The sequence below is a fragment of the Psychrobacter sp. G genome, assembly GCF_000418305.1.
GTDB classification, from domain to species: Bacteria; Pseudomonadota; Gammaproteobacteria; order Pseudomonadales; family Moraxellaceae; genus Psychrobacter; species Psychrobacter cryohalolentis.
The window spans coordinates 578,435-596,277 of record NC_021661.1 but is presented as its reverse complement, the minus strand read 5'-3'; the positions used below and the strand labels follow the sequence as shown (position 1 = coordinate 596,277).

Sequence of the window (17,843 nt, the reverse complement as noted above, 5' to 3'; positions counted from 1 at the left end):
TTTTAATGCAATTTACTTAGATTTTTTCTACTTTTTCAACCACATCAACCAAAGTCCAAGACTTGGTTTTTGAGATTGGACGCGTTTCTTTGATGCGGACAAGATCGCCTTGTTGGCAAACATTATTCTCATCATGTGCTTTGATTTTAGTAGAACGACGAAGCTGCTTGCCATACAAAGGATGACGAACCAGACGCTCAATCAAAACCGTGATGGACTTGTCCATCTTGTCACTGACAACTCGTCCTGTCAGAACACTAGCATTGGTCGTTGCTTGATTGTTATCGCTCATGAGTCGCCTCGTTGTTTCTCGTTAATCAAAGTCTGAAGCTGAGCAATCGCACGACGATTGACACGTACTTCATGGGTATTACCCAACTGACCAGTTGCTTTAGCCATACGAATACGGAAAGCATCAAGTTGCTTTTCATCAAGTAACTGGGTCAGTTCTTCTAATGATTTATCACGTAATTCACTGATCTTCATTACATTATCGTCCGCTTAACAATGGTAGTTTTAAAGGGCAGTTTAGCTGCAGCAAGCGTTAACGCTTCGCGAGCAAGCTCTTCTGAAATCCCTTCAAGTTCATATAGTATTTTACCAGGTTTGATTTCGCATACCCAATATTCTACAGGACCTTTACCTTTACCCATACGTACTTCTAATGGTTTATTGGTAATTGGTTTGTCTGGGAAAACGCGAATCCAAATCTTACCGCCACGCTTAATTTTACGAGTGATGGTACGGCGTGCTGCTTCAATTTGACGGGCAGTCATACGACCACGAGTCAAAGATTTTAGACCAATTTGTCCGAATGCAACGGTGCTTCCACGATGAGCTAGCCCAGTGTTACGACCTTTGTGCATTTTACGAAACTTGGTACGTTTTGGCTGTAACATAGTTTAACCTCTGTCTGTGTTTCGACGGTTTCCGTTTCCACGACCACGGCGTTTTGGCGCACGAGTCTGCTCTTCTTTAACGGGATTGTATACACTGTTCATACCGTCAAGAATTTCGCCACGGAAGATCCAAACTTTTACACCGATGGTGCCGTAAGTGGTTTCCGCACGTACTGACGAATAGTCGATGTCAGCGCGTAGTGTATGCAGTGGCACACGACCTTCACGGTACCATTCAGTACGAGCAATCTCAGCACCGCCAAGACGGCCAGACAGCTCAACTTTAATACCTTTAGCACCAGAACGCATGCTGTTCTGTACCGCACGCTTCATAGCACGGCGGAACATAACACGACGCTCAAGCTGACTTGCGATGCCTTCCGCTACTAAATGAGCATCAAGATCAGGCGAGGTGATTTCTTCAATGTTGACCTGAGCAGGTACGCCCATAATTTTGGTCAATTCTTTTTGAAGTCTTTCAATATCTTCGCCTTTCTTACCGATAACAATACCAGGACGCGCAGTGGCGATGGTAATCTTAGCAGCACCAGTAGGACGCTCAATCATGATTTTGCTAATCATAGCACTATCAAGTTTCTTGCGAAGATATTCACGAACCTGAATGTCGTTAATTAGGTATTCTGAGTATTGTTTAGGGCTAGCATACCAGTTTGCGTTATGCTTTTTTACAACACCAAGACGAATTCCGATTGGATGTACTTTTTGTCCCATAACTTATTCCCCTACCTTTATAGTGATGTGACAGGTACGCTTACTGATACGATCAGCGCGACCTTTAGCACGTGGTAGGATACGTTTTAGCGTAATGCCTTCATCAACGTAGATGGTTGATACTTTAAGAGTATCGATATCTAAACCGTTGTTGTTTTCAGCATTGGCGATGGCAGAGTTAAGACATTTCTTAACAAAAACCGCGCCTTTTTTATTGCTATACGTTAGGATATCCAAAGCACGCTCAATAGATTTGCCACGAACTTCATCAGCAACGAGTCTAACTTTTTGTGCCGATATGGCGGCACCGCGTAATTTTGCAGTTACTTCCATGGTAAGCACCTTATCTCTTAGCTTTCTTGTCAATGCCGTGACCACGATATGTACGAGTCGGGGCAAATTCACCTAGTTTATGACCAACCATCTGTTCACTTACGATAACCGGTACATGAGTACGGCCATTGTGAACAGATAAAGTTAGGCCAACCATTTGTGGCAGAATCATTGAGCGGCGCGACCAAGTTTTAATTGGTTTGCGTGAGTTGGTTTCTAATGCAGTTTCAACTTTAGCAAATAAATGCGCGTCTATGAATGGACCTTTTTTCAATGAACGAGGCATGAAATTCTTCCTTTATTTCTTCTTGGCGCGACGGCGGATGATCATGTTGTCAGTACGCTTATTGTGACGCGTTTTAAGTCCTTTAGACTTCTGACCCCAAGGGCTAGTAGGATGGCGACCTTTGTTACGACCTTCACCACCACCATGTGGGTGATCAACCGGGTTCATAGCGACACCACGAACAGAAGGACGAATACCTCTCCAACGTGAAGCACCGGCTTTACCAAGTGATTTCAAGTTGTTTTCAGTATTAGAAACTTCACCGATAACAGCACGGCAATTTACGTGTACACGGCGAGTTTCGCCAGAACGTAAACGAAGAATTGCATAAATACCATCACGACCTAGTAGCTGAACGCTAGCACCCGCAGCACGAGCCATCTGTGCGCCTTTACCGATTTTAAGTTCGATATTATGGATCACAGTACCTAGTGGTATGTTTTTTAGCGGTAAACAGTTACCTGGACGAATTGGTGATAATTCACCTGACATTACAGTATCGCCAACTGCTTGCTTTTTAGCAGCGATAATATAACGACGTTCGCCATCAGCGTACTTAAGTAAAGCAATATGCGCAGTACGGTTAGGATCGTATTCAATACGCTCTACTGTAGCTGGGATATTGTCTTTAGTACGTTTAAAATCGATAATACGATAATGTTGCTTATGACCACCGCCGATGTGACGAGTAGTGATACGGCCATTATTGTTACGACCACCGGTCTTGCTTTTTGATTCTAGAAGCGCTGCAAACGGACGACCTTTATAAAGGTGTGGATGCACTACTTTTTCAACAAAACGACGGCCTGGTGATGTTGGCTTTGCTCTTACGATAGGCATGAGTGTAATCCTTATTCGTTATTCGCTGTTTCACTAGTAGAAGCAGTCGTATTTGCGACCTCTTCACCAGCATCAGCCATTTGTACATCTTGACCAGCTTTTAAGGTAACATAGGCTTTTTTATAGTCATTACGACGGCCGATACTTTTACCAAAACGCTTTGTCTTACCTTTAACGTTCAATGTGTTTACTTTTAAAACTTCAACACCTTCAAACATCATCTCAACTGCTTTTTTAACTTCAAGCTTAGTAGCCTTAGAGTCAATTTTAAATACCTGCACACCAAGTGAGTCGCCAAGCATTTGAGATTTCTCTGAGAATACAGGTCCTCTTAGGATCTGATAAAGTCTTGCGTTATTCATGCTAGTGCTTCCTCAAATTGTTTCGCAGCTTCGACTGTCATGATCACTTTATCAAAAGCGATCAAGCTCACTGGATCCACTTCACTTGTATCAAGTACATTGACATGTGGGATGTTGCGAGCAGCTAAGTATAAGTTTTCGTCAACTTCTTTGGTGACGATCAATGCACGTGATGCATTTAACTCACCTAACTTTGCGATCAGCTCTTTGGTCTTAGGACCAGAAACGCTTATCTCTTCAACCAAAATCAGACGCTCTTGGCGAATCAATTCGGCTAGGATGCACTGCATAGCACCGCGATACATCTTACGGTTAACTTTCTGTGACCAATCTTGTGGCTTAGCCGCGAATGCACGACCGCCCCCACGCCAGATTGGGCTACGAATAGAACCTGCACGAGCGCGACCAGTACCTTTTTGGCGCCATGGCTTAATGCCACCACCAGAAACTTCGGCACGGGTCTTTTGAGCGCGTGTACCTTGACGAGCACCAGCAAGATATGCGGTGACGACTTGATGCACTAGTGCTTCGTTGAATTCACGACCGAAAGCCGTATCAGAAAGCTCAACTGCCGCCCCTGTAACTGTTTTTAAATCCACGTTAATCCCCTTGCTTAGGCTTTGACTGACGGACGTACGATGACATCGCCACCGGTGGCACCTGGGATAGCACCCTTGATGACAAGTAACCCATTTTCAACATCAACCGATATCACTTCTAGGCCTTGAACGGTAACGCGTTTGTTACCCATCTGACCTGGCATTTTTTTGCCTTTGAAGACTTTACCTGGTGACTGGTTTTGACCAGTTGAACCAATGGCACGGTGAGATACTGAGTTACCATGAGTGGCATCTTGCATGCTGAAGTTGTGACGCTTCACGCCGCCTTGAAAGCCTTTACCTTTACTGTTTCCTGTGACATCAACCATCTGACCTTGTTCGAACAAGTCAGCTAGGATCTCACCACCAATCTCACGACCTTCAAGATCGCTATCATTGGCACGAAATTCCCAAACACCACGACCAGCGGCAACGCCGGCTTTAGCGAAGTGACCTTTTTGAGCTGCTGTTACGCGGCTGTCACGACGGGTGCCTGTGGTAACTTGGATGGCTTGATAGCCATCTACATCAGTATTTTTTACTTGAGTAATGCGGTTAGCACTGATCTCAACCACTGTTACAGGGATAGATGCGCCTGCTTCAGTGAAGACACGGGTCATGCCGCATTTTTTACCGACTAAACCGATCGCCATTTTAGACCTCTTTATATCTTATATTAATGGGTTGGGTGTTTATGTGCATTAACCCAAAGCAATTTGAACGTCAACACCCGCCGCTAAGTCAAGCTTCATTAGCGCATCCACAGTTTTATCGGTAGGTTGAACAATGTCAACCATACGCTTATGAGTACGAATTTCGTACTGATCACGAGCGTCTTTGTTTACGTGTGGTGAAGTTAGAACGTTGAAGCGCTCAATGCGAGTCGGCAACGGTACAGGACCACAAACTTGCGCACCGGTGCGCTTTGCAGTATCAACAATCTCTTGTGCAGATTGATCAATCAGACGATGATCAAAAGACTTAAGACGGATACGGATTCTCTGGTTAGCCATGCCAGCAAGCTCCTAATATGTGCTTTTGTCATTCTTGCTTTGCAAGGATATGAGCAAAAGCCGTTTGGTTAAATATTCACTTAAAGCGGCCTTCTGTTCTAAACCAGAATGAGTTCTTTATCCGAACTTATAGCGTGCCAAAAGCAAAATAGTTTAAAGCCCCGCCGACCCTTCCATTGTAGGATGTCAGCAAAGGCATAATGAAATAGTGCTAGAAACGATGCTCTAGCTGTCATAGCGCCAGCTGTTTTATTGGCTGCGCATATATAATTCAGTGGTCTGTATTATACATAATAATCAGATGATTGCAAGGGGATTATTTACAATGATATACACAACTGTTTGATATAAATATTGGTTTTTAAAACAGATTCTTTTAACTTTTAACCAATTGCTTACTAATCATCAAAGCTAAACCGTCCCATTAAATGCCCTAAGTTTTCAACATTTGACGGCAATACTTACTATTCAGATCCCGCCTTGAGGTTCAATCTAATACTATATCGTATTGTTCTTGGGTATATAAATTCTCAACATCAAAGGTAATCACTCTACCAAGCAAATACTCTAAATCTGCCACGGTATCCGATTCTGACGTCAGTAACAAATCAATCACTGCCGCATGAGCGACCACCGTAAACTTCTTTGGAGAGTTATAAGTACGAGCACAGCGCATGATTTCACGAAATATCTCAAAGCAGACCGTCTCAGCGGTTTTGACAAAGCCGCGCCCTTGACAGGTCGAGCAAGGCTCACATAGTTGCTGACCAAGCGATTCACGGGTGCGCTTACGGGTCATCTCAACCAAACCAAGCTCACTGACTTGAGTGATTTTGGTTTTGGCATAATCTTGTACTAGCTGTGACTGCAAGCTCTCTAAGATATCATCCTTATGCTGCTGCTCAAGCATATCGATGAAGTCTAGGATAATAATACCGCCTAGATTACGTAAGCGCAGCTGACGGGCTATCGCGTGTGTTGCCTCTAGATTCGTTTTGTAGACGGTATCTTCTAATGAACGCCCACCAACGAATGAGCCAGTATTGACATCAATGGTGGTCATCGCTTCAGTTTGGTCAATAATCAGATAGCCGCCCGACTTTAAATCAACGCGGCGTTTGAGCGCATCACGTAAATCATCTTCGACGCGGTGCACATCAAACAGCGACTGCTCAGCGGTATAATGTACTATGCGATCATAGACAAAAGGCACAAATTCTTTGGCAAAGTATCTAACCTGCTCATATATCTGCGAATTATCAATCACGACTTTTTCGGTACCAGCGTGTACCAAATCGCGGATAGAACGCAGTGGTAACGATAATTCTTGATAAATAAGCTCTGAGCTTTGATTAGGCTTCATTTCTTGGCGACGGGCACATATCGTTCTCCATAGCTGCAAGAGATAGTAGATGTCTTCTTCGAGTTTATCAACGGGTACACGCTCTGCCGCCGTACGTGCAATAAGACCGCCCTTGAGATTGACGGTTTGCATCAGGCTAGTGAGCTCAGTCTTGAGACGGGTACGCTCTTCTTCACCATCAATACGCTGCGAGATACCGATATGCTCACTCGATGGCAAGTAGACCAGATAGCGAGATGGCAGTGATATATTGGTGGTTAAGCGCGCGCCTTTACTGCCTAACTGATCTTTGGTGACTTGAACTAAGATACGTTGGCTCTCGTGTAGGCGATGCTGGATGAGAGTTTTCGAAACTGATACAACTTCTGTGTTCTGCGTACTTATTACAGGCGGCGTGATGGCTAAATCGTCAGCGGTTACCTCTATAATAGTGCGCTCATCACCAGTCTTTTCGACTTTAATGCTTTTGGCAGCTGGACGAGGTTCGCGCTGCATATCATTAACGTGTAAGAATGCAGTACGTGACTGACCAATATCGATAAAGGCTGCCTGCATACCCGGCAGAACGCGCACCACTGTACCCAAGTAAATGTTACCAACCAAACCCAGTTTATGATGACGCTCAATATAAATCTCGCCCAAGATACCGTTATCTAATACGGCAACACGGGACTCCATGGGACTAATATTAATCAGCAGCTCTTCGGACATAGTATTTTCTCTTATCACTTAGCTTTCTGGTGAAGCATTCATAGTTTGGTAGCCTGACAGTGTAACAAATGCCACTTGCTTTTGCCCACGACACAAGCGTGTCATTATGTGCGGATGGTTTAATATTAAGCTTCATCCTAAAGCACTGTTAACTCAATACCCCTATTCTAAACGTTTTGAGCATGTAAGCTTTATTAGGTATTATCTATTTAAGCATCAAAATTTTAACGCGTATCAGTGCTGGTCATCTCTTTAATCAATGCCAGCGTTTGCGCAAGCGGTAAGCCCACCACATTGGTATAGCTGCCATTGATACGGCTAACCCAAGCCGCACCCAACCCTTGAATACCATAGCCACCTGCTTTGTCTACAGGCTCGCCGCTGTCCCAATAATCACCCATCATCTCTGGAGTAAGCGCTACAAAGGTGACCTCTGTGCGTTCAATGATTTGTTGCTGATTGATGATTTGCCATACTTGCTCATTATTGAACTCATCAGAACGTTTAGGCTGTAATGAGAGTTGCGTTGCCTGTACCGCCGTCCATACTTCATGAGTACTATCGGACATTTGCTGCCACATACGATAAGCATCTTCGCGATTATTTGGTTTGACCAAGACTGTTTTGCCATCTGGCAATACCCCAATGGTATCAGAGGTCAATAAAATAATGGGCTTCGACAAGAGTGATTGATATAAGTGAGCGTCATTATTCTTTAACTGTCTATTTAGCTGCACAGTTGCTGCCTCTGCTTTGGCAGCAACCATACGAACAATATAGTCTTTGGGCGACTCATCTTGATAAGGCGTTTCATCGATATCAACGCTGATGACCGTAAATTCTAGTTGCACTCTACTTAGTAACTCGCGACGACGCGGCGAGCCGGATGCTAGGATAATATCCATCACTACTCTCTATATTATGTAGAAACTTGATATTGATAGGTTTAGTCATAAATAAACGAGGGTCGTTTATCGTAGATGCTTATAAAAACCATGTGTGATGAAAATACTTGTATTGATAATCGATGTAATAATCAATCTGATTAACGCACAAATTTTCGTAACGTCAATAGTACCAATGGCCAGCTAATAATACTCATCAATAAAGAAAAAGTAGATTGGGCAACAAAGAGATCTTGTACAAACATCTGTAGCATCCACAGACTCGCTTGAAATACAAATAATCCTAAACTCGCTATTATCCATGCACTAATCGTATTTAGCTGTCTGATATAGATACTGGTCACCTTTATCATAAGCGCCACTGCCACAGCAGAAAAAGCCTGCTGTCCTAAATGAGTATCCATCAGCAAATCAGCAATAAGGCCAATAGCAAAGGCACTAAAAATGCCTACATAACGCGGCTGAAACAATAACCAAAAAATCAATACCATGATCATGATCATAGGACGCAATGTGGCCATACTAGGACTTAATGGATAAACACTGAGCGATGAGGCAATAATAAAACTCAGTACAATCACGGCATGCAGCAGCCCATTTGCATGATCAGAATCAGGATATGCCATGAATACGTACCTTTAGCGGATGTTTAGCAGCTACTTAATAATGAATTCAGCATTGCAGGGAATAAAAAAAGAGGAGTAAAGCAGCGCACTTAAATAGAATAGCGGCTGATTATCGGGCAATGATTATCTCTAACAATGACCATCAAGACTCATTGATGCCAATATTGTTTTTATTAGCCAGCTTGTCTTGCAATATCAGCACATAAGCATTATCAACAAAGTTTGCGGCAGGTGTGACATCAATGCTTCTAAAATTATCCGCTTGCGTGTCTTCAATATGGGTGATACGACCAACACGGTAGCCTGCAGGGATACGCCCACCTAATCCAGACGAGACCAGCTCATCCCCGACGCGTACATCTGAGGTTTTAAAGACATATTCAAGGCTCAATGAAGTAGGTATACCCTGACCGGTGACAATAGCGCGCTGACCTGTCCGCTTGACAGTAACGGCAACGGACTGCTGCTCATCAGTAATAAGCAATAAACGGCTGGTATTAGGATAGACATTGATAATCTGACCTAAAATGCCGTTTTCATCAATGACCGTTTGCCCAACTTGTACCCCATCTTGCTCCCCTTTATTCAACACCACAATTTGACGCAGTAGATTGGTGTCAGTACCAATTACCTGTGCCAGATTTAAATCAAATTGTTCAGGGCGCGTGGTCGATAGAATACCTTGCAGGCGAGCGTTTTGCGCCAAGATATAATCTTGCTGCTGCAATTTAGCTTGCGCGTGAATAAGTTGAGATCTGAGCTGCATGTTTTCGCGGCGCAGCGTTTCTTTTGATTGTAGGCTGCCGCTTGACCAGTGTTGTGCATAACTGGGTAATAATGACAGCTCGTAAATAGGCTGCATTGCGGCGTGGCTCGTTGAGCGTATAGGCTTGAACCATTCTGGATTTTTGCTATCAAACCACATCAATATCAATGCCACTATTAATAAAACAGCAGTTATACGAAGCGCGAGTGGCTGGCGAGCAAAAATACTTGGAGTCATAGTTCGTCTAATGTAGAGGTTTTAATGTGAGCATTAGCCAGCACTGAATAGCACTATATAAAAGGCATTTAATATCAAAAAAAGCTCAGTATCTATCAGATATTGATTGCCTTTATTGATAATATTAAAGGCAACCTTTTGGCTACCTTCAATGTTATTCATCTATCCTTTCTCATGCCTAGTTATCGTTAACTTCAGCCTTATCTAACATTGCTAGTATGACAATGCTTGATAAACAGTGATTTATACAAAAATCATATTTAGGCTTTTGTTATTGATAAAATCAAGCGCAATACCGCCACCACGGCTCACGCAAGTTAATGGATCTTCAGCGACTGTAACTGGTAAGCCTGTCTCTCTTGAGATGAGCTTATCTAGGTCACGTAATAGTGCGCCGCCACCGGTCAAGACAATACCGCGTTCAGCGATGTCTGATGACAACTCTGGTGGCGTCTGCTCAAGTGCTGCTTTTACCGCGCTGACGATACCACTCAGCGGATCACTCAAAGCTTTCTGCACTTCTTCTGAGTTGACAGTGAAGGTTTTTGGTACGCCTTCTGCCATGCTACGTCCGCGTACTTCTACTTCTAACTGGCTGTCTTCATTTAGCGCGGAGCCAACTTCTTGTTTGATACGCTCAGCGGTGGTTTCACCAATCACGCAGCCATGAATACGACGTACATGGGTAATAATGGCATCATCAAACATATCGCCACCGATACGGATAGACTCAGCATAGACACAACCTGACAAAGCAATAACGGCAATCTCAGTGGTGCCACCGCCGATATCAACGACCATTGAACCGCTGGCTTCATGAACCGGCATGCCGGCGCCAATTGCCGCTGCCATTGGCTCTTCTAATAACAATACTTTGCTCGCGCCCGCTGATGATACCGCTTCACGAATCGCTTTACGCTCAACAAGGGTAGACTTGCAAGGCACGCAAACCACCACATTAGGCTGGGCCATAAAACGCTTAGCTTTTACCTTTGCGATAAAATGCTTAAGCATTTTTTGCGTCACTTCAAAGTCAGCAATTACGCCGTCTTTTAAAGGGCGGATAGCCGTAATATTGGCAGGCGTACGACCCAGCATCTGCTTGGCATCAATACCAACAGCAGCAACGGTAGGGTTCTGTGTGCGATTGCTTCTTAAAGCGACCACCGTAGGCTCATCGAGCACCACGCCTTTACCAGGAATAAAAATAAGGGTGTTCGCAGTACCGAGGTCGATTGCGATATTATTTGATAAAAATCCAAACAGGTTCATGACTAATATTTCCAGCGTATTACAAATGAGGCGAATGAGGCAAATGAGAGTGACCGAGGGATTACTCGTCAGTATTGAGCAGGTCGTCTTTAGACATTACCCGTGGCGAGAGTTTATCATCGTAACAAGTCAAACCGAAGCTATAATGATGAAATGAAAAAACTGAGCTAAATTATACCGATTTGGCTCAAAAAAAACACAGATATTTGCATCAGTACGCTAGGATTTTGCGCTTATGCGCTAAAAGTTGTTACAAAGTTTGAAATCGCAGACCATACCAGCCGCTTTGATGAAACAGCCTTTAATTCAATCACTCACAAGTAGCTACCGTCTTATGATACTTACTAAGTAATTTGCTTGATAACTTGCTTAGCAGCAGCTACCCACTGTAACGTATTTCGTCATTAAATGGGGAGCTATTGACCATCAACTTTTTACTATCCAGTCAGCTTTGCATAATTGCTTATTAAGTTGAGCCTTTTTTAATAGAAGAGTCGTGAATAAAGCCCTTTTAAGCAATCTTGTGAGTAAAGATTGTGCTGTAATCAAGTGTCCTACTCTGTAAACTTCGGTCAGATGCTTTATAATAAAGCCACTGTATATTTACATCTTTATATAAGTCGCTTATTTTAGTGCTTATCTGTTTTAGTCATATTCTACTCTAACAAAAACTGTCCGTAACTGGAGACACTATGTCACAGCAACCATTAACGTCTGACAACACTGTCAGCCGTGAAGAAATCCTAGAAGTTGCCAACCTTGCCCGTTTAGGTGTCGATGAAAATACTGCCGATAGCTATGCTGCTGATATCTCTAAAATACTTAAGCTGATGAACACGCTTGGTAATGTCGATACCACCGATATCAAACCTTTATCAAACATTCATGAAGCTTGCCAAGATTTGCGTGCTGATGTCGCTAAACACGATATCAATCGTGAACGCAATCAATCGGTCGCCCCTGCTGTCGAAGATGGCTTGTATTTGGTACCGCAAGTGATTGAATAGGCGGCTGGCGCTCTCTGATTTCGTATCTTACTTTATGCTATTAACATTTTGACGGACGACACCTTATGTCTGAACTTCATTTATTAAGTACCCAGCAGCTCATTACTGGTCTGCAAGACAAACAATTTAGCAGCCTTGAGCTGACTGACCACTACATCAAACGTATCAACGCGCTTGATAGCAAGATTAACAGTTTTATCACTCATACCTCTGAGACAGCACGCGCGCAAGCAAAAGCGGCGGACGAGATGCGTGTACAAGGGGACAAACGCCCATTACTTGGCGTACCCATGGCGCATAAAGATATTTTTTGTACTCAAGGCGTATTGACGACCTGTGGCTCTAAAATGCTGCATAACTTTATCTCTCCTTATGATGCGACCATCGTCACTAACATTGATAAAGCTGGGATGATTAGCCTTGGTAAGCTTAATATGGATGAGTTTGCGATGGGCTCGGATAATGAAAGCTCATATTATGGTGCGGTGCACAATCCTTGGAACATAGCGCATGTACCTGGTGGCTCATCAGGTGGTAGTGCAGCAGCCGTTGCAGCAGGATTTGTACCCGTTGCGACTGGTAGTGATACTGGTGGCTCTATTCGTCAGCCTGCCTCATTTTGCGGCTTAACGGGCATCAAACCTACTTATGGTCGCGTCTCTCGCTTCGGTATGATTGCTTATGCCTCGAGTCTTGATCAAGCCGGTAGTATGGGTCGCAGTGCCATGGACTGTGCCTTCCTATTACAGCCAATGATTGGTCATGACCCACGCGATGCGACTTCTATCAAATACGACATGCCTGATTATGTACAAGATTTAAATGACGCAGCTACCAGCGCTGGTGATAAACCGTTTGCCGGTTTACGTATTGGTGTTGCTAAAGAATACTTTAGTAAAGGACTTGATACTGAAGTCGAACAAGCAGCTCGTGCAGCGTTAAAGAAATATGAAGAGCTTGGCGCGACCATTGTAGAGGTGACAATCACCGATCCAGAGATCACCCTTGCTACCTATTATATGCTCGCCCCAGCTGAAGCATCATCAAACCTATCACGCTTCGATGGTGTGCGCTTTGGGTATCGCTGTGAAAACCCTAAAGACTTGATTGACTTATATACGCGCTCGCGTTCTGAAGGCTTTGGTCCTGAAGTACAGCGCCGTATTTTGTCAGGGACTTATGCGCTATCTGCTGGTTACTTTGATGCCTATTATACTAAGGCACAAAAAGTGCGCCGCATAATTATCAAAGACTTCGAAGATGCTTTTGCCAACTGTGATGTGATCGCCAGTCCAACGGCGCCAACAGCGGCTTATAAACTTGGTGAAGACCTCGATCCTGCAACGATGTACCTAGGTGATGTTTATACCATTGGTGTCAACTTAGCGGGTCTACCTGCGCTTAGTCAGCCAGTTGGTTTAACCGCAGCTGGATTGCCTATTGGTTTGCAATTGATTGGACAATATTGGCAAGAGAGCAAATTGCTCTCTACTGCTCATTTATTCCAGCAGCATACAGATCATCATCTGCAACACTCTACCATCGCGAAGGAGACGGTATAATGAATACAGCAACTACTACTGATAACAACGCCGTTCGCAAACACGATGTTCGTAAAGAGCTATTCGTCGATGGTTATGAAGTGGTCATCGGTATCGAGATTCACTGCCAGCTGAACACAGAAAGTAAGATATTCTCGAGCGCGCCGACTGACTTTGGTCACGAGCCAAACAGCCAAGCCAGTATTGTAGATTTAGGCTTACCGGGTGTTTTGCCAGTGCTAAATGCTGGTGTGGTTGATCGTGCGCTAAAATTTGGTATTGGTGTCAACGCTGAGCTGGGTCTATTTAATACCTTTGACCGCAAAAACTATTTTTACCCTGATTTACCGAAAGGCTATCAAATCACCCAGATGGCCAATCCTATCGTTGGCGAAGGCTATATAGATGTCGTGGTCAATGAAGGTGAAAAGAACGAATATCCTAAGCGCATGGGTATCACCCGCGCGCATCTAGAAGAAGATGCTGGTAAATCAGTACACGATGCCGTCGATGGTATGACTGGTGTGGATTTGAACCGCGCTGGTACGCCACTGATCGAAATCGTCTCTGAACCTGATATGCGCTCGGCTCACGAAGCGCTTGCCTATATCAAAGCCATTCATCAGCTAGTGACTTGGCTGGGTATCTCAGACGCTATCATGGCAGAAGGCTCATTCCGCTGTGATTGTAACGTCTCTATCCGTAAGCCTGAAAGCGAGCTTGGTACACGTACTGAGCTAAAGAACCTCAACTCATTCCGCTTCATCGAGCGTGCCATCAATCGCGAAATAGAGCGTCAGATTGACATCTTAGAAGACGGCGGTAAAGTTGTGCAAGCAACGATGCTTTATGACCCAGAGCGCGACGAAACTCGTGTTATGCGTACCAAAGAAGATGCCAATGATTATCGCTACTTCCCTGATCCTGACTTGCTACCTGTGCGTATTGAGCAGCATACGGTTGATAGCATTCGTGCAGCGATGCCTGAGTTACCAGTTGCCCGCCGTGCGCGTTTTGAAGAAGCGCTTGGTCTTTCAGAATATGACGCTCGTATCTTGACTGGTAGCCGTCAAATTGCTGATTACTTTGAAAGTGTGGTTGCAGAAATTGGGCAAGCAGATGCCAAAATGGCAGGCAACTGGGTAATGGGCGACCTACTTGGTGCGTTGAATAAAGATGATAAGGAAATTACTGACTCCCCTATCAGTGCCAAGCAATTGGCTGGTATGCTATCGCGTATCAAAGACGATACCCTATCTGGCAAACTAGCTAAGAAGGTCTTTAGTGCCTTATATGAGCGCGAAGGTGGCGATGCTGATGATGCAGCAGATAAAATCATCGAGGAAAAAGGTCTTAAGCAAGAAACCGATACGGGCGCTATCAAAGCCATCGTTGAAGAGGTCATTGCTAAGAATGCAGCGATGGTTGAAGAGTATCGCGGCGGTAAAGAAAAAGCCTTCAATGGTTTAGTTGGTCAAGTAATGAAAGCCAGTCGCGGTAGTGCCAATCCACAGCAAGTCAACCAAATTCTGAAAGAGTTATTGGGTTAAGGTTAACTGCTCATTGGTTATACTGGCTATGATATGTAAAATGACATTGTAGATTTTGGCTAAAATAAATAGCTCTTGCAATATGCATAATTTTGCGTAAAATAGTCAGTCATTCGGGGCGTAGCGCAGTCTGGTAGCGCACTACACTGGGGGTGTAGTGGTCGCAGGTTCAAATCCTGCCGTTCCGACCAAACATAGTAATAAAGAGAAAAGCCAATCATTGTTTTCAATGGTTGGCTTTTTTTTGTGATAAATTTGGCTAGGGATTGTATGATAGTTGATAGAGCAAAAAATAATAAGAATTTGGACAAGGCTAGGATTGATTAGGTAAGGTGAAGGCATTCGTACTCTTACACTTTCGCTGCTTTGTATTTACTTTGGTTTAATGGTGCGTAAAGGTATGAATGTGAATGATGATATAGCTTTAAATTTTGATAAGGCTGAATACTATAGCTTAGAAGAGGCAAGCGAATATCTTAATAGAAAATATAAAACTGACAACATTAATGCGCATAAGCTTTTGAAAAAAGTTGTTCAATATGAAATACCGTTATTTATATATGGTAAAAACTTTCAACTTACTGGTGATTATGTAATGAGCTCTTATAAGTCAGTAAGGCTTATAAACGATGATATGGAGCTACGTAGAAATACTCTTAAAGAAGTATTAAAAATTAACAGATTAGCCTATTCTAGGATAGATAGTATGCTATCTGCAGTTATGGAAAATACAGGAGGATTTCTAGAACTAAGCTTAGAGACTATAAGGGCATTTTTATTTGATAGTAAGATAACAACAGATAATATTGATGAAACCTCGTTATTTGGGGGTTTTCTACCAATAGCTACACCAAACGGCAATGCATCTAGTCTGGATTATCTAGATGATTATTTATTACGAGATTTCGAGGACAGTGTAGCATTCACTCTTGCCCTATATCCAAGTATTGATATTTTTCCAGACAACGAAGAGGATATAACATTAGCTATTGATAGTGCTATTAAGTTATGTACTCCAAAAGTTGTGGACTATTATTTAGGGAATAGAGAGAGTCAAAAACCTTATATAACGCCATATTTTGAGTTTAATAGAAGTGATTTAATAATACTTAGTAGTGGCATTGCAAAGCTTGAAGAGCTTATTTCAAGTATTGAAGAACCAAATATAGAAGTTAAATCTTTAGACACGGATTTTTTAAAAAAGAAAGGGGTTAGCCCCCACAAACTATTGGCTAAGCATATGGCTAAACATATAGCCGATAAAGAATGGCAAGCAGACAAACAGAATAAAATTAAAATTACTGAAATGGCAGAAATTATATATTCAAAACTTTACTCACTTGGGTTTCACAATGAACTACCCGACCAAGCAAAAAATATTAAATCTTGGATTAAGGAGGTAGCACCCGATTACGCTAGAGAAGGAGGCAGACCACCATCATCATAAAACCTACACGAACCTAAGTTAATATATATAAACCTAAGTTAGGGGAATTTTCTTACTCAGCTCCACCCCTTACGATAGCCCATGTAACCCGCCGAATATCATTGTGGCATAACATGGAGCTATACAAATGACCCACTCAAACCAACAATCACCTAAAACCCAAACTACCAAACCAAAAAACTGGCTTCGATTTTTATTCAAAGCAGCACTCGGTATTATGTTGCCTTACTTGCTATCACCGTCTGATATCAGCATTCACATTCATCACATTAATATCATATTTTAGCGCTAAAAAACTAAGCACTACCCTAGATGATACTCGTGTCCTATAGACTTTTATAGAGCGAGCCGTTAGGGTAAATGCTACATCTTTGCATTGGTTCACCTTATGTCAGAGCCTATCGCTCAGCCCACATCTACTCGCCTTAGAAATGACGCACCTTGGGAAGCTTACCAGCGACCTTATGTGCGTGATTTGGCGTATGTGCTTGCTTGCCCAAACGTTTTGACTAAATGGCTTGACGTTGCGCCTTACCAAAACACTCATGCTATTTCCGTACATAGCGCAAGTTTTTGGCAACAGCAATTCGCAGGATATAAGCAGCGTTTATCAGAGCTGGACACTACCAATGCTTATCAAGCACTCACCCGTTACTTACTCAAGCGCCCCAGTCCCAATCGACTGGGTTTTCACTTTGAAGGATTATTGTCATTTTGGTTAGAGGATGGTTATGCGCGCAAACTACATCCGTATGAAACACTCGCTAATAATGTGCAATTATTTAACGGCAAGCAGACGACTGGTGAGCTGGATTTAATCTTATATAATCATGCCGAAAATCTGGTCGAGCATTGGGAACTGGCTATTAAGTTCTTTATGGGATCAGCACCTTTTGAGCCTGAAAACTGGGTTGGCATCAACTCAAAGGACAATTTACAACGCAAAATGACCCATATGCAAACCAAGCAGTTTCGCACCGTATGGGTAGATACCGAAAATCATGGGCAAATTAAAATTGATAAACGCTATGGCGTGATAAAAGGGCGATTCTTTTTACCAATAGACATCACTAATTTCGTCTATCCATCTTGGCTAGTACCAAACTTTCCCATGCACGAATGGTGCGATAAGTACGACACAAGCACTCTCACGACTCTTGATATAAGGGCATTACGAGCCGCCCATTATATTGAATGGTTTACTAGGCGCGATTTTTATGACGGTCGTCAGTCGCCACTGAACAATTCTAAAAACGATATATTAAAAACAGGTTTATATTTTGCAGGCGATAGACCTATTGTCATTTATCCTAAGCAGACCGAACAAGTAGAAAATAAACTTTAAGCTTTTATC

23 protein-coding genes and 1 tRNA gene are annotated in these 17,843 nt (G+C 43.1%); 7 read left to right on the top strand and 17 right to left on the bottom strand.

What is annotated here, in order from left to right; all coding sequences use genetic code 11:
* Positions 1-16: 16 nt before the first annotated feature.
* From rpsQ to PSYCG_RS02435, 17 genes are all read right to left on the bottom strand, one after another.
* Complete coding sequence (rpsQ, locus tag PSYCG_RS02510) at positions 17-292, bottom strand: 30S ribosomal protein S17 (protein WP_011512856.1); 276 nt, start codon at positions 290-292, stop codon at positions 17-19.
* On the bottom strand, positions 289-486 hold the full coding sequence (gene rpmC / locus PSYCG_RS02505; RefSeq protein WP_011279794.1) for a 50S ribosomal protein L29: 198 nt from the start codon (positions 484-486) through the stop codon (positions 289-291). The genes rpsQ and rpmC overlap by 4 nt, the downstream gene beginning before the upstream one ends.
* Positions 486-899: a 50S ribosomal protein L16 gene (gene rplP / locus PSYCG_RS02500; RefSeq protein ID WP_011512855.1), complete on the bottom strand. Its 414-nt coding sequence runs from the start codon at positions 897-899 to the stop codon at positions 486-488. Before rplP ends, rpmC begins: the two co-directional genes overlap by 1 nt.
* 3 nt (positions 900-902) lie before the next feature.
* Positions 903-1,631, bottom strand: a complete 729-nt coding sequence (rpsC, locus tag PSYCG_RS02495) for a 30S ribosomal protein S3 (protein ID WP_011512854.1) — start codon at positions 1,629-1,631, stop codon at positions 903-905.
* Positions 1,632-1,634: 3 nt separating this feature from the next.
* A complete protein-coding gene (rplV, locus tag PSYCG_RS02490) occupies positions 1,635-1,964 on the bottom strand; it encodes a 50S ribosomal protein L22 (RefSeq protein WP_010196689.1) in 330 nt (109 codons plus the stop codon).
* Positions 1,965-1,974: 10 nt separating this feature from the next.
* On the bottom strand, positions 1,975-2,250 hold the full coding sequence (rpsS, locus tag PSYCG_RS02485) for a 30S ribosomal protein S19 (protein WP_011279791.1): 276 nt from the start codon (positions 2,248-2,250) through the stop codon (positions 1,975-1,977).
* 12 nt (positions 2,251-2,262) lie between these two features.
* Positions 2,263-3,090 carry a 50S ribosomal protein L2 gene (rplB, locus tag PSYCG_RS02480; RefSeq protein ID WP_011512853.1) on the bottom strand — a complete coding sequence of 276 codons (828 nt, stop codon included), beginning with the start codon at positions 3,088-3,090 and terminating at the stop codon, positions 2,263-2,265.
* Positions 3,091-3,101: 11 nt separating this feature from the next.
* Positions 3,102-3,452 carry a 50S ribosomal protein L23 gene (gene rplW, locus PSYCG_RS02475; protein ID WP_011279789.1) on the bottom strand — a complete coding sequence of 117 codons (351 nt, stop codon included), beginning with the start codon at positions 3,450-3,452 and terminating at the stop codon, positions 3,102-3,104.
* Positions 3,449-4,051, bottom strand: coding sequence for a 50S ribosomal protein L4 (rplD, locus tag PSYCG_RS02470; RefSeq protein ID WP_011512852.1), 603 nt, complete (start codon positions 4,049-4,051; stop codon positions 3,449-3,451). Before rplD ends, rplW begins: the two co-directional genes overlap by 4 nt.
* A 14-nt stretch (positions 4,052-4,065) precedes the next feature.
* Positions 4,066-4,704, bottom strand: coding sequence for a 50S ribosomal protein L3 (gene rplC / locus PSYCG_RS02465; RefSeq protein WP_011512851.1), 639 nt, complete (start codon positions 4,702-4,704; stop codon positions 4,066-4,068).
* 48 nt (positions 4,705-4,752) lie between these two features.
* Positions 4,753-5,064 carry a 30S ribosomal protein S10 gene (gene rpsJ / locus PSYCG_RS02460; protein WP_010196670.1) on the bottom strand — a complete coding sequence of 104 codons (312 nt, stop codon included), beginning with the start codon at positions 5,062-5,064 and terminating at the stop codon, positions 4,753-4,755.
* Positions 5,065-5,551: 487 nt separating this feature from the next.
* Complete coding sequence (locus PSYCG_RS02455; protein WP_020442812.1) at positions 5,552-7,138, bottom strand: Rne/Rng family ribonuclease; 1,587 nt, start codon at positions 7,136-7,138, stop codon at positions 5,552-5,554.
* A gap of 224 nt (positions 7,139-7,362) precedes the next feature.
* A complete protein-coding gene (locus tag PSYCG_RS02450) occupies positions 7,363-8,043 on the bottom strand; it encodes a Maf family protein (RefSeq protein WP_020442811.1) in 681 nt (226 codons plus the stop codon).
* Positions 8,044-8,183: 140 nt separating this feature from the next.
* Positions 8,184-8,669 carry a rod shape-determining protein MreD gene (gene mreD, locus PSYCG_RS02445; protein WP_020442810.1) on the bottom strand — a complete coding sequence of 162 codons (486 nt, stop codon included), beginning with the start codon at positions 8,667-8,669 and terminating at the stop codon, positions 8,184-8,186.
* A 142-nt stretch (positions 8,670-8,811) separates the two neighbouring features.
* A complete protein-coding gene (gene mreC, locus PSYCG_RS02440) occupies positions 8,812-9,672 on the bottom strand; it encodes a rod shape-determining protein MreC (RefSeq protein ID WP_020442809.1) in 861 nt (286 codons plus the stop codon).
* A gap of 33 nt (positions 9,673-9,705) precedes the next feature.
* Entirely contained in the window at positions 9,706-9,834 is a 129-nt protein-coding gene (locus PSYCG_RS13630; RefSeq protein WP_020442808.1) for a hypothetical protein, read from the bottom strand.
* 81 nt (positions 9,835-9,915) lie between these two features.
* Positions 9,916-10,944, bottom strand: a complete 1,029-nt coding sequence (locus PSYCG_RS02435; RefSeq protein WP_011512846.1) for a rod shape-determining protein — start codon at positions 10,942-10,944, stop codon at positions 9,916-9,918.
* Positions 10,945-11,636: 692 nt separating this feature from the next.
* Here PSYCG_RS02435 and gatC point away from each other — a divergent pair.
* From gatC to PSYCG_RS02405, 7 genes are all read left to right on the top strand, one after another.
* Complete coding sequence (gene gatC, locus PSYCG_RS02430) at positions 11,637-11,951, top strand: Asp-tRNA(Asn)/Glu-tRNA(Gln) amidotransferase subunit GatC (RefSeq protein WP_011512845.1); 315 nt, start codon at positions 11,637-11,639, stop codon at positions 11,949-11,951.
* A gap of 65 nt (positions 11,952-12,016) precedes the next feature.
* Positions 12,017-13,513: an Asp-tRNA(Asn)/Glu-tRNA(Gln) amidotransferase subunit GatA gene (gatA, locus tag PSYCG_RS02425; protein ID WP_020442806.1), complete on the top strand. Its 1,497-nt coding sequence runs from the start codon at positions 12,017-12,019 to the stop codon at positions 13,511-13,513.
* The gene (gene gatB / locus PSYCG_RS02420) at positions 13,513-15,042 is read left to right on the top strand and encodes an Asp-tRNA(Asn)/Glu-tRNA(Gln) amidotransferase subunit GatB (RefSeq protein WP_020442805.1); all 1,530 of its coding nucleotides are present in this window, start codon (positions 13,513-13,515) and stop codon (positions 15,040-15,042) included. The genes gatA and gatB overlap by 1 nt, the downstream gene beginning before the upstream one ends.
* A gap of 114 nt (positions 15,043-15,156) precedes the next feature.
* Positions 15,157-15,233: transfer RNA gene (locus PSYCG_RS02415), tRNA-Pro, on the top strand.
* A 215-nt stretch (positions 15,234-15,448) separates the two neighbouring features.
* Positions 15,449-16,489: a hypothetical protein gene (locus PSYCG_RS02410; protein ID WP_144061743.1), complete on the top strand. Its 1,041-nt coding sequence runs from the start codon at positions 15,449-15,451 to the stop codon at positions 16,487-16,489.
* A 127-nt stretch (positions 16,490-16,616) separates the two neighbouring features.
* The gene (locus PSYCG_RS13395; protein ID WP_020442803.1) at positions 16,617-16,775 is read left to right on the top strand and encodes a hypothetical protein; all 159 of its coding nucleotides are present in this window, start codon (positions 16,617-16,619) and stop codon (positions 16,773-16,775) included.
* Between the two features lie 102 nt (positions 16,776-16,877).
* A complete protein-coding gene (locus tag PSYCG_RS02405) occupies positions 16,878-17,834 on the top strand; it encodes a DUF1853 family protein (protein WP_020442802.1) in 957 nt (318 codons plus the stop codon).
* The last annotated feature ends 9 nt before the right edge of the window (positions 17,835-17,843 follow it).

Excerpts from the sequence above, each read along its gene's own strand:
- rpsQ (WP_011512856.1), bottom strand. The coding sequence starts at position 292 with ATGAGCGATAACAATCAAGCAACGACCAATGCTAGTGTTCTGACAGGA.
- rpmC (WP_011279794.1), bottom strand. The coding sequence starts at position 486 with ATGAAGATCAGTGAATTACGTGATAAATCATTAGAAGAACTGACCCAG.
- rplP (WP_011512855.1), bottom strand. The coding sequence starts at position 899 with ATGTTACAGCCAAAACGTACCAAGTTTCGTAAAATGCACAAAGGTCGT.
- rpsC (WP_011512854.1), bottom strand. The coding sequence starts at position 1,631 with ATGGGACAAAAAGTACATCCAATCGGAATTCGTCTTGGTGTTGTAAAA.
- rplV (WP_010196689.1), bottom strand. The coding sequence starts at position 1,964 with ATGGAAGTAACTGCAAAATTACGCGGTGCCGCCATATCGGCACAAAAA.
- rpsS (WP_011279791.1), bottom strand. The coding sequence starts at position 2,250 with ATGCCTCGTTCATTGAAAAAAGGTCCATTCATAGACGCGCATTTATTT.
- rplB (WP_011512853.1), bottom strand. The coding sequence starts at position 3,090 with ATGCCTATCGTAAGAGCAAAGCCAACATCACCAGGCCGTCGTTTTGTT.
- rplW (WP_011279789.1), bottom strand. The coding sequence starts at position 3,452 with ATGAATAACGCAAGACTTTATCAGATCCTAAGAGGACCTGTATTCTCA.
- rplC (WP_011512851.1), bottom strand. The coding sequence starts at position 4,704 with ATGGCGATCGGTTTAGTCGGTAAAAAATGCGGCATGACCCGTGTCTTC.
- rpsJ (WP_010196670.1), bottom strand. The coding sequence starts at position 5,064 with ATGGCTAACCAGAGAATCCGTATCCGTCTTAAGTCTTTTGATCATCGT.
- PSYCG_RS02455 (WP_020442812.1), bottom strand. The coding sequence starts at position 7,138 with ATGTCCGAAGAGCTGCTGATTAATATTAGTCCCATGGAGTCCCGTGTT.
- PSYCG_RS02450 (WP_020442811.1), bottom strand. The coding sequence starts at position 8,043 with ATGGATATTATCCTAGCATCCGGCTCGCCGCGTCGTCGCGAGTTACTA.
- mreD (WP_020442810.1), bottom strand. The coding sequence starts at position 8,669 with ATGGCATATCCTGATTCTGATCATGCAAATGGGCTGCTGCATGCCGTG.
- mreC (WP_020442809.1), bottom strand. The coding sequence starts at position 9,672 with ATGACTCCAAGTATTTTTGCTCGCCAGCCACTCGCGCTTCGTATAACT.
- PSYCG_RS13630 (WP_020442808.1), bottom strand. The coding sequence starts at position 9,834 with ATGAATAACATTGAAGGTAGCCAAAAGGTTGCCTTTAATATTATCAAT.
- PSYCG_RS02435 (WP_011512846.1), bottom strand. The coding sequence starts at position 10,944 with ATGAACCTGTTTGGATTTTTATCAAATAATATCGCAATCGACCTCGGT.
- gatC (WP_011512845.1), top strand. The coding sequence starts at position 11,637 with ATGTCACAGCAACCATTAACGTCTGACAACACTGTCAGCCGTGAAGAA.
- gatA (WP_020442806.1), top strand. The coding sequence starts at position 12,017 with ATGTCTGAACTTCATTTATTAAGTACCCAGCAGCTCATTACTGGTCTG.
- gatB (WP_020442805.1), top strand. The coding sequence starts at position 13,513 with ATGAATACAGCAACTACTACTGATAACAACGCCGTTCGCAAACACGAT.
- PSYCG_RS13395 (WP_020442803.1), top strand. The coding sequence starts at position 16,617 with ATGACCCACTCAAACCAACAATCACCTAAAACCCAAACTACCAAACCA.
- PSYCG_RS02405 (WP_020442802.1), top strand. The coding sequence starts at position 16,878 with ATGTCAGAGCCTATCGCTCAGCCCACATCTACTCGCCTTAGAAATGAC.